At 62.6% G+C, this 8,863-nt stretch carries 8 protein-coding genes; 1 reads left to right on the top strand and 7 read right to left on the bottom strand.

All coding sequences use genetic code 11. The annotated features are described in order from the left end of the window. The 7 genes from Q3O60_RS17425 to Q3O60_RS17395 form a co-directional block, all read right to left on the bottom strand. Positions 1-421 (bottom strand): DUF3275 family protein (locus Q3O60_RS17425; protein WP_305895201.1); only part of this gene is annotated, 421 nt, incomplete at its 3' end. 100 nt (positions 422-521) lie between these two features. Beyond that, positions 522-1,052, bottom strand: a complete 531-nt coding sequence (locus Q3O60_RS17420; RefSeq protein WP_305895200.1) for an STY4534 family ICE replication protein — start codon at positions 1,050-1,052, stop codon at positions 522-524. Positions 1,053-1,415: 363 nt separating this feature from the next. Next, entirely contained in the window at positions 1,416-1,580 is a 165-nt protein-coding gene (locus Q3O60_RS17415) for a hypothetical protein (RefSeq protein ID WP_198679896.1), read from the bottom strand. Next, positions 1,577-4,789, bottom strand: a complete 3,213-nt coding sequence (locus tag Q3O60_RS17410; RefSeq protein WP_111569151.1) for an efflux RND transporter permease subunit — start codon at positions 4,787-4,789, stop codon at positions 1,577-1,579. Before Q3O60_RS17410 ends, Q3O60_RS17415 begins: the two co-directional genes overlap by 4 nt. A gap of 11 nt (positions 4,790-4,800) precedes the next feature. Then, positions 4,801-5,967, bottom strand: coding sequence for an efflux RND transporter periplasmic adaptor subunit (locus Q3O60_RS17405; protein ID WP_305895199.1), 1,167 nt, complete (start codon positions 5,965-5,967; stop codon positions 4,801-4,803). 10 nt (positions 5,968-5,977) lie between these two features. Next, positions 5,978-7,216 (bottom strand): TolC family protein, encoded by a 1,239-nt coding sequence (locus tag Q3O60_RS17400; RefSeq protein WP_305895198.1) that lies wholly within the window; start codon positions 7,214-7,216, stop codon positions 5,978-5,980. Positions 7,217-7,822: 606 nt separating this feature from the next. Continuing rightward, positions 7,823-8,020 carry a hypothetical protein gene (locus Q3O60_RS17395; RefSeq protein ID WP_305895197.1) on the bottom strand — a complete coding sequence of 66 codons (198 nt, stop codon included), beginning with the start codon at positions 8,018-8,020 and terminating at the stop codon, positions 7,823-7,825. A 260-nt stretch (positions 8,021-8,280) separates the two neighbouring features. On the opposite strand from Q3O60_RS17395, the gene Q3O60_RS17390 reads away from it, so the two are divergent. Further along, positions 8,281-8,863 (top strand): anthranilate synthase component II (locus tag Q3O60_RS17390; RefSeq protein WP_305895196.1); only part of this gene is annotated, 583 nt, incomplete at its 3' end.

Raw genomic sequence — 8,863 nt, 5'->3', positions numbered from 1 at the left:
GCGCGAACTCGTAGCCCAAGGCACCGAGACGGTCGCGTTGCTGACGCAACAGGCGGCGATCGACGGTGGCATCGAGCTTGACGATCTCGCCCAGCGGCCAGAGAGCGCCGAACAGCGTGGCGTCGACTTCCTGCGGACTCAGCCGGTTGGCTTCATCGCGGCTCAGGTGATCGATGTTCGATAAGGTCATTCCGCCCAGGTGCGCGCGGATCTCGATGACCATGCGGCCGCTGGTGTTGTACGTCGAAGGACGAATCTCGGTGATGACGAAATCGCCCTCGTACTTGCCTTCGCGGTACTGGTCCAGCTCGGCGTTCTTGATGACGAACTCGCCGATGGAGGTGGCGAGGCGGCCGACGTTGAAGTCGCCGTTCCTGCCGTGGATGGTCTTGATGGCCAATTGGCCGGGAAGCGTAATCATGGGTCAGCTCCTTACGATGAGGTCACGAGACGCCGACCGGAAAGACCGGCGGTTCGTTGGATGGAAAGGAAGCAAGGCCCCGGCAAGGGGCCTTGTGGGTTCAGAACGACTCGGCCAACGCCGGTACTTCGGCTGCTTCGTCGTCGGAAACCGTCTCGGATGCGGGTGCATCCTGGACAGCGGGTTCGCTCGAAACGCTGGGCGCTTCGTCGCGAGCCGCTTCCTCGGAGGCCTTGGGTTCGGCCTTGTAGACGAGCTGGCCATCGACCTTGATCCAGCTCACGAAGAGCAGGCGGGCCTTCAGGCTGATGCCCTGTTCGCCGACACGCTTCCCCTTGCTGTAGGTGAAGATGTCGGTCCACAGATCGCCCAGGCGAAAGCCGATCAGCACTTTGCGTTCGGCCTCGACGGCGGGGACGCAACGGCGGATCAGGTGCTGCGCTTCGCTGCCGGATACGCGCACGTCGAAACGGCGGTACTCCGGCTTATCGCTGGGACCATTGAGCGCTGCGATGTCGCAGGCCAGGAAGGCATCGCCTTTCTTGGGCTTCACTTCGCGGATGCGATTGAGATACCCGAGGCCGGTGATGTGCAGATCGAAGAAGTTGGACTTTTCGGATGAAGTGGTCATGGTGAATCTCCAGACTTGATGGACAAGAAGGCGGAGACACACCCACCCCGGCGGGGAGGCATAACCCCCGCGCGGGTTGATGGATCGAACGATCCAGGTACTGCTTGTGCATCCTTCGCCCTGGGAGGGCGAACGTTCGCGCATGGGATGCTGGTGCGAACTGGATCGGTCACGCGGTCGGAACCGCGTCGTAGCCTCGAAGACCGTGACTACCTGGGCATGTTGCTGACGGATCAGCGGAACATGGCCGCAGCGTGGCATGGCGGCGGCGAACCGGCGACCGTCAATCGGCTTCCGCAGCCATCCCTATTTCTGCGGGGCACAAAGAGAAAGAGCCCCGTGAAGGGGCTCAAGATGGAGGGATCAGTCTTCGTAGACAGGCAGGCCGTCCAGTATCGCGGCGTTCGGATCGAAGACCAGTATGCGCACGTCCGCCATGGCGGCCAGGAGCCGTCCCACGCAGGCATCGGCGTCGTGCAGAATGTTCGGCAGCAGGATGGGAAGATCGAGGCGCAGTTTGTTCGTCATGCGCTGGCTCCTTTATTGATGTGCGGCTTCGCAGCTCGCGCGGCGAAGGTAGGCAGCACCAGCAGGGTCAGTGCAGTTGCGGTCAGCAATCCGCCGATCACTACGGTGGCAAGCGGCTTTTGTACTTCCGCGCCTGCGCCTGTGGCGATCGCCATCGGAATGAAGCCGACGATGCCAGTCAGCGCTGTGGTCAGGACGGCCCGCAGACGACTGGCGGCACCGGCGGCGGCGGCTTCCAGCGGCGGATCGCCCGCGGTCAGGCGTTCGCGAATCGCCTGCATCAGCACCAGGCCGTTGACCGTCGCCACACCCGACACGGCGATAAAGCCCACGGCTGCCGACACCGAGAAGGGCATCCCGCGCACCAGCAGGGCCAGCGCGCTGCCCACCAGCGCAAGGGGGACACAGACGAACACCAGGCCGGCTTCCCTGATACTGCCCAGGGCCATGAACAGCAGTACGCCGATCAGCACGAAGACGAACGGGACCACTACCATCAGCCGCTGCTCGGCGCGCTGAAGATTCTCGAACTGGCCGCCCCAGTCGAGATGGACGCCGGCCGGCAACGCGACGCCGGCCACCGCGTCCTGCGCCTCGGCGACGAAGCCGCCCAGGTCGCGGCCACGGACGTTGGCCTGTACCACCATGCGGCGGCTGCCGTTTTCACGACTGATCTGGTTCGGACCTTCGCTGATCTGAATGCGTGCCACCGAAGACAGGGGCACTGTGGTGCCGGTGGGGGTTGTGATCGGCAGCGCGGCCAGGCTGGCGGGATCGCTGCGGGCTTCCTCATCCAGTCGAACCACCACGTCGAAGCGGCGATCGCCTTCGAAAATGCGTCCGGCGGCCATGCCGCCAATGCCGATGGCCACTGCTTCGCTGACGTCAGCGGCGGCAAACCCGTAAGCCGCCGCGGCCGACCGATCGACCTGCACGGTCAGGGTTGGCAGCCCCGACACCTGCTCGACACGCACGTCCGCCGCGCCTTCGATCTGGCGCAGCCGGTTCGCCACCTGGTCCGCGATTCCTTGCAGGACCGTGAAATCCTCACCGAAGACCATGACGGCAAGATCGGTGCGCACGCCCGAGATCAGTTCATTGAAACGCAGCTCGATCGGCTGGCTGAACTCGAAGGCGTTGCCGATCTGTTCGTCGGCGACAGCGGCGATCCGTTCGACCAGTGCCTCCTTGCCGAGCGACGGGTCGGGCCAGTCACTCCGAGGTTTGAGCATGATCACGGCGTCGGAGATATTCGGTGGCATGGGGTCCATCGCAGCCTCGGCAGTGCCGGTGCGGGAGAAGACCGTGCGCACTTCAGGCTGGGCGGTAATCGCCTGTTCCAGCGCCATCTGCATGCTCAGCGACTGTTCCAGGGAGGCGGACGGCACCCGCAGCGCCTGCATGGCGATGTCACCCTCGTCCAGCGTCGGCGTGAACTCCCGCCCCAGGGACAGGAAAGCCGACGCCCCGATGACCAACGCCAGCAGCGCCGATCCCAGCACGATCTTGGGGCGCACGATGGCGGCGCGAATCACCGGCTCGATCCAGTGCCGTACAAAGCGGATCACGCGGGTTTCGTGCTGGCCTTCACTGGCCTCAGGGACAGACTTGGGCTCACGCACGAACAGCGCGGCCATCGCCGGTACGAGGGTAAAGGAGAGGACGAACGCACCGGCAAGGGCCAGCATGAAGGTGGCTGCCATCGGCTGGAAGGTTTTTCCTTCTACCCCTTCGAGAATCAGGATCGGCGCGAACACCAACAGAATGATGAGCTGGCCAAAGGCGGCGGGCCTCACCATCTTGCGAGCTGCTTGCATGGCGACACCCAGGCGTTCCATCGCGGTCAGCGGTCGACCCAACTCCTGACGCCGCTGGCCGAGCATCCGTAGCGTCGCTTCGATCACGATCACCGCCCCATCGACCAGAATGCCGAAGTCGAGAGCGCCCAGGCTCATCAGGTTTCCGCTGATCCCGAACCGGTTCATGCCGATGACCGCGAACAGGAAGGACAGCGGGATCACCAGCGCAGTGATCGCCGCCGCGCGGATATTGCCGAGCAGCAGGAACAGCACTGCGATCACTAGCAGTGCGCCTTCCGTCAGGTTTGTGGCGACCGTCCTGATCGTGGCATTGACCAGCACGCTGCGGTCGAGCACCGGCTCTGCGATGATGCCTGGGGGCAGCGACTGGCTGACTTGCGACAACCGCGCAGCCGCTGCCTGGGCGGCGGTGCGGCTGTTGCCGCCGGCGATCATCAGCGCGGTGCCGAGTACCGCTTCATGACCATCGCGTGTCGCCGCGCCCAGGCGCGGCGCCTGGCCGATCTCGACTGTCGCCACATCGGCGACGCGCACGACCAGACCGGCGCGATTGGCCACCGGCGCCTGGGCGAGGTCTTCCACCGTCTCGGCCAGCGCGTCGGCGCGCACCACCAGGCCTTCACCGCCACGCTGGATGAAACCTGCGCCGGCCTGGACATTCGCGCGCTCCAGCGCCTGGACCAGATCGCTGAGGCCGAGTCCATAGGCAGCGAGCCTGGCCGGGTCGGGCCGCACCGCGTATTCCTTGACATATCCGCCGATGGTGTCGATGCCTGCCAGGCCCGGCGTGGACCGCATCTGCGGTGCGATGATCCAGTCCTGGACCGTGCGCAGATAGGTGGCGCGCGCCTCGGGCGTGGTCAGCCGTTCACCTTCCGGCGTCAGATAGACCTCGCCCTCCTGCCAGCCGGGTTGACCGGGCTCGGCGAGATTAGTGCTGTTGAACGGTACATAGTCCACCGTCCACATCAGTACTTCGCCCAGACCCGTGGTCACCGGCGACATCATCGGCGTCACCCCTTCGGGCAACTCCTCCTCCACTTCGCGCATGCGTTCGGCCACTTGCTGGCGTGCGAAGTAGATGTCGGTCTGGTCGGTGAAAATGGCGGTGACCTGGGAGAATCCGTTACGTGAGATCGAGCGGGTGCTAGTCAGCCCGGGGATGCCGGCCAAGGCTGTTTCAAGTGGATAGGTTACCTGGCGCTCGATCTGACCGGGCGCGAGCGCGGGCGCTATGGTGTTGATCTGCACCTGGCGGTTGGTGATGTCCGGTACCGCGTCGATCGGCAGCCGGTTCAGTTCGAGCAGGCCATAGGCGGCCACCACGGCGGCGGCGATCACCACGAACCAGCGAAAGCGCACTGAGGTTTCGATAATGAACTTGAACATGGGTTGCTTCCTCAGTGGCTGTGTTCGGCCTCGCCTTTGGCGAGTTCGGCTTTTAAAAGGAAGGCGTTGATCCCAACGATGCGCTCTGAGCCATCAAGCCCGTTCAGTATCTCGATATGGCCGCCAGCTTGACGGCCAGCGAGCACCGGCGTTGCCCGGAAGCCTTCGTCAGTGGCGACGAACACCACCGATCGCCCGTCCACCGTTTGCACCGCGTCGGCGGGGACGGTCAGGCCATCTTCCTGCCTATCGGTAACAATGACCCCCGTCACTGGCGAGCCGGCGGGTGGCAGGACGCCCGAAACCGGACGAGCCCGGATGAGGGTGGCATTGCCTTGCTCACGCACATTGGCGGCCACCCCTAATACCACCGCTTCGAAATCGCCGGAGGGGCTTCTGACTCCGATGCGAGATCCGGAGATCACCTGCGCCGCCAGGGCCGGTGGCGCGGTGAAGACGAGTTCGGTCTGCGCGGGATTGGAAACCTCCGCGACGCCACCACCGGCAGCGACGAATCCGCCCGGCGTGACTTGGACTGTGCCGACAACACCCGCGATCGGGCTGACGATGGCGACACGGCCCTGTGCGTCAGGGGCGCCGGCTGCCACCACCTGTGCCTGTGCCGCCCTGGCTGCCGCATCGGCGGCCAGTGAGCGGGCGCGGGACGCTTCCAGTTCCCGGCGGGCCACCACGCCCAGTTCAACCAGATTCGAGTCGCGTCGATATTCCAGGCGTGCGGCTTCCGCCTCGGCGGCCGCGGCCTCGGCATTGGCGCGCAGAGTGGCGGCTTCGCCGCTGATCACCACAACCAGCGTTTGGCCCGCTTCAACCGGCGAGCCGGGTGCGACCTGTACCTGCTCGACTCGGCCGCCCACGATGGCGGAGATCGCTGTGCGTGCGTCCAGGGCGGATTCGACCCGCCCCGTCAGTCGAGTCTCGTTGCCGCCGCCACGACCCACCGCGACGATACCGATGCCTGACGCCTCGATTTGTCGCGCCGTCAGGATGACAACACCTTCGGGCGCCTCGTCATCGTGGTCGTCATGGTCATCGTGATCATCGCCCTTGACGTGAGCAGCGTGCTCCGTGTGGGGGATCAGTTGGGCAAGGCCAAAGCCCGCTCCAAGTGCGGCAAGCAGTGCTGCTCCAAAGAGGAGCCGGATATTTTTGGGTGTCATCAATGCTTCCTCAAAATGGAGCGCGGCCGTCGAGGCGCGCGAGTTCGACTTCTGCACGGACGCGCGCCAGGCGTGCGTCCACTGCGGTATTGCGTGCGGCAATCAAGGCCGCCCGTATGCTGCGCAGCTCCAACTGCGAGATGCGCCCGGCATCGAAGCCAGCGCGTGCAAGGCGGTAGGCTTCTTCGGCAGAAGCGACGCCGTTATCGGCAGCACGTGTCCGGGTGATCGACGCATCAAGGCGGGCTTGTGCAGCACTGCGATCTGCCTGGACCTCCAATTTCAAACCGGTCAGCCGCGCCTCGGCAGCTCGCTGCTCGGCACGCGCTGCACTGATAGCGCCCTTATTCCTATCGAGCAGCGGAACGGATACGCTGATGCCGAACATAAGTGCTTGGGAGTCGTATTCTTGGAATCGTCGGACACCGAGCGACGCGGTCACGTCGGGACGAGCACGCAGTCGCTCCACGGTTACGGATTGACCAGCCGCATCCAGTTCGGCTTCGGCAATCTGAACAGCCAAGGGATTGCGTACATCCTGTGCAAAGGGGCTGGGTGCGCGATCTAGCAGGCTGGTTCCGATGGATGTGACAGGTTCGGTCAGCATCGCTGCTGCGGCGAGACGCGCGAAAGCCGCATCTCGGTTTGCCTGTGTTTCGTCCGCGACGGCGCGAGCAGCTTCCACCTCGCTTTCGGCCTGAACCCCACGAAGCACAGCCTCGCGACCTTCTTCCACCAGGGCCATCACCGCGTTTGCATCCGCCTGCGTCAGCGACAGCGCCTCGATAGCCAGCTCATGCTGCAAAGAGGCTGCTTCCGCTTCGGCATAGATCAGCGCCAGGCGGCCGGCGACCGCCCATCGCGACTGGTCGCGGCGCAGGCCGGCCGCCTCGGCTTCCGCCCGTGCGGCACCGACACGCGCGCCCCGCTGTCCCCACAGTTCCAGAGGTTGACTGACGGAAAACGTGGTCTCTGCGGCGCCATAGCCAGTGAACGGCGAGCGACCGTAAGCGTTCTCGGCTTCCAGGGAAATGGAAGGATTAGGCAACGCATGGGCTTGTTGCGCGCGCGCCTTGGCGGCGTCGAGCAACGCTTCGGCTTCTAGTGTCGCCGGGGTTCGATCGAGATGCTCGATCAGTGTTTCATAAGGCGGAGCGGGCTCGGCACTTGCTGGTGATGCCAGCGTGATCGTTGTAGCGACCACAGCAAAGCCAACCGCGCATAGCGGTCGGTCGAACGATATAAACATGAGAAGACTCCCAAAGCTAAACGAGTTGACGAAACGACCGTGCAAGCAGCACGGTCCGGATTCGTCAGGCTTTGGGGGGGCGCATCAATCCATCAGGCGTGTGTGATGCGATGGCATCACTGTCTGGCCGTTGGTGCGCCAGGGGCAGGGAAGCGACCTCGACCGCTGAACGCGGGGGAACGTGGTCGCATGTATGGTGAGAATGCCCGTGGCTGCAGGCGCCATGACCGAAGTCGGAATCCTTGTCCTTGCTATCGTCACTATGGGTTTCAACGTATGAATACGTATCCCCACCCTCAGATGCGCACAAGACCGCATCAGCCATAGGAATGACAACGAACGTTGCAAGAAGCAACGCCATCACTGCCAGCCTATGTCTGAACAAAATACGCATCATTGCAGCAGGCTACCATGGAATGAGCCAAGTTCGCAATCAATTTCGACGGCCAATAGGGTCAACGCCCACCTTGATCGGATGCTCGAAGCCTTGCTAGGAAAGCGACTCCTTGCAGCTCAACTGTTAGACGGCAAAGAGAGGTGCATGTTACAATGCTTCGGATATGAAGCTGCTGTGGGGTGATTCGCTTCCTACGCATCTTCCCCGGTTTAACTCGGTCTGCCATGACCCGTACTGCATCGATCAACATTGCTCAGTGGTGGCGCTTCCGGTAGAAGCGGCACGTCGTTGCGGCTTTGATCCGCACCTTGCCGCCCCACCGGCGGGCAAGGTTCAATAGATGGCTCTCCGGCATGGCGGCTCCAAGACTCAGGAGATTGCCCGATGCCATTAAATCCCCCAGCCATAGGTAGCGCCTCGCGCACCACGTCCTCGTGGTGCGCGGTTGTGCGCGTCGCTCACCGGCATTCAGGCCGGCAGTCTTGCAAGGAGTCTCATCAAGGCGTCTTGCAGAGACGCACCGTGAGGCCAGCCTCCATGCTCGCTGCCACCCCACAAGGGCATTATCCGGCGCTTGTGCTGCCGAAATCCGGTGCATGTGTGTATATATCTGTGTATATAGACCCAAGAATGATTAAAAAAAATACAGAAAAAACAAGAGGTTGCCATGGTTAAATTGTTGATGATCGACAACTACGATTCATTTACGCATAATTTAGTGCGCTACTTTAATGAGCTAGGGCAGCAAGTGGTTGTTTACCGCAACGATCAAATTAGTGTGCAAGCGATTTGTGACATGGCGCCCACGGGGGTTATTATTTCACCCGGACCGGGCACACCGAGTGACGCTGGGATTAGTCTTGCTACTATTGAGCGTTTTGCTGGACAAGTACCCATATTGGGTGTGTGTCTTGGGCACCAGGCAATTGCGCAAGCATATGGTGCAAACGTGGTGCGAGCGAATCAGGTCATGCACGGTAAGACGTCGTTGGTGGCACACCATGGGCAAGGGCTTTTTGCCGGCTTACCTCCAGAGTTTCGTGTCACGCGCTATCATTCTTTGCTGGTTGCGGCCGATACACTACCTAATGGCTTGGTCGAGGACGCTTGGGTGGCGCATTCAGCGTATCGCGAAATCATGGGCATCCGTGATAGCGAACACGCCATATATGGTATTCAGTTTCATCCAGAATCAGTATTAACTGAGTATGGCCATCGTATTTTGGCCGCATTTTGTGCCCATGCAGGCT

Source organism: Alkalimonas collagenimarina, from assembly GCF_030717845.1.
In the GTDB taxonomy this organism is placed as follows: Bacteria; Pseudomonadota; Gammaproteobacteria; order Enterobacterales; family Alteromonadaceae; genus Alkalimonas; species Alkalimonas collagenimarina.
This window is presented reverse-complemented; position numbering and strand designations above follow the sequence as displayed.

Bases quoted from the DNA above. Each gene is read 5' to 3' on its own strand.
- Q3O60_RS17420 (WP_305895200.1), bottom strand. From the start codon at position 1,052: ATGACCACTTCATCCGAAAAGTCCAACTTCTTCGATCTGCACATCACC.
- Q3O60_RS17415 (WP_198679896.1), bottom strand. From the start codon at position 1,580: ATGACGAACAAACTGCGCCTCGATCTTCCCATCCTGCTGCCGAACATT.
- Q3O60_RS17410 (WP_111569151.1), bottom strand. From the start codon at position 4,789: ATGTTCAAGTTCATTATCGAAACCTCAGTGCGCTTTCGCTGGTTCGTG.
- Q3O60_RS17405 (WP_305895199.1), bottom strand. From the start codon at position 5,967: ATGACACCCAAAAATATCCGGCTCCTCTTTGGAGCAGCACTGCTTGCC.
- Q3O60_RS17400 (WP_305895198.1), bottom strand. From the start codon at position 7,216: ATGTTTATATCGTTCGACCGACCGCTATGCGCGGTTGGCTTTGCTGTG.
- Q3O60_RS17395 (WP_305895197.1), bottom strand. From the start codon at position 8,020: ATGGCTGGGGGATTTAATGGCATCGGGCAATCTCCTGAGTCTTGGAGC.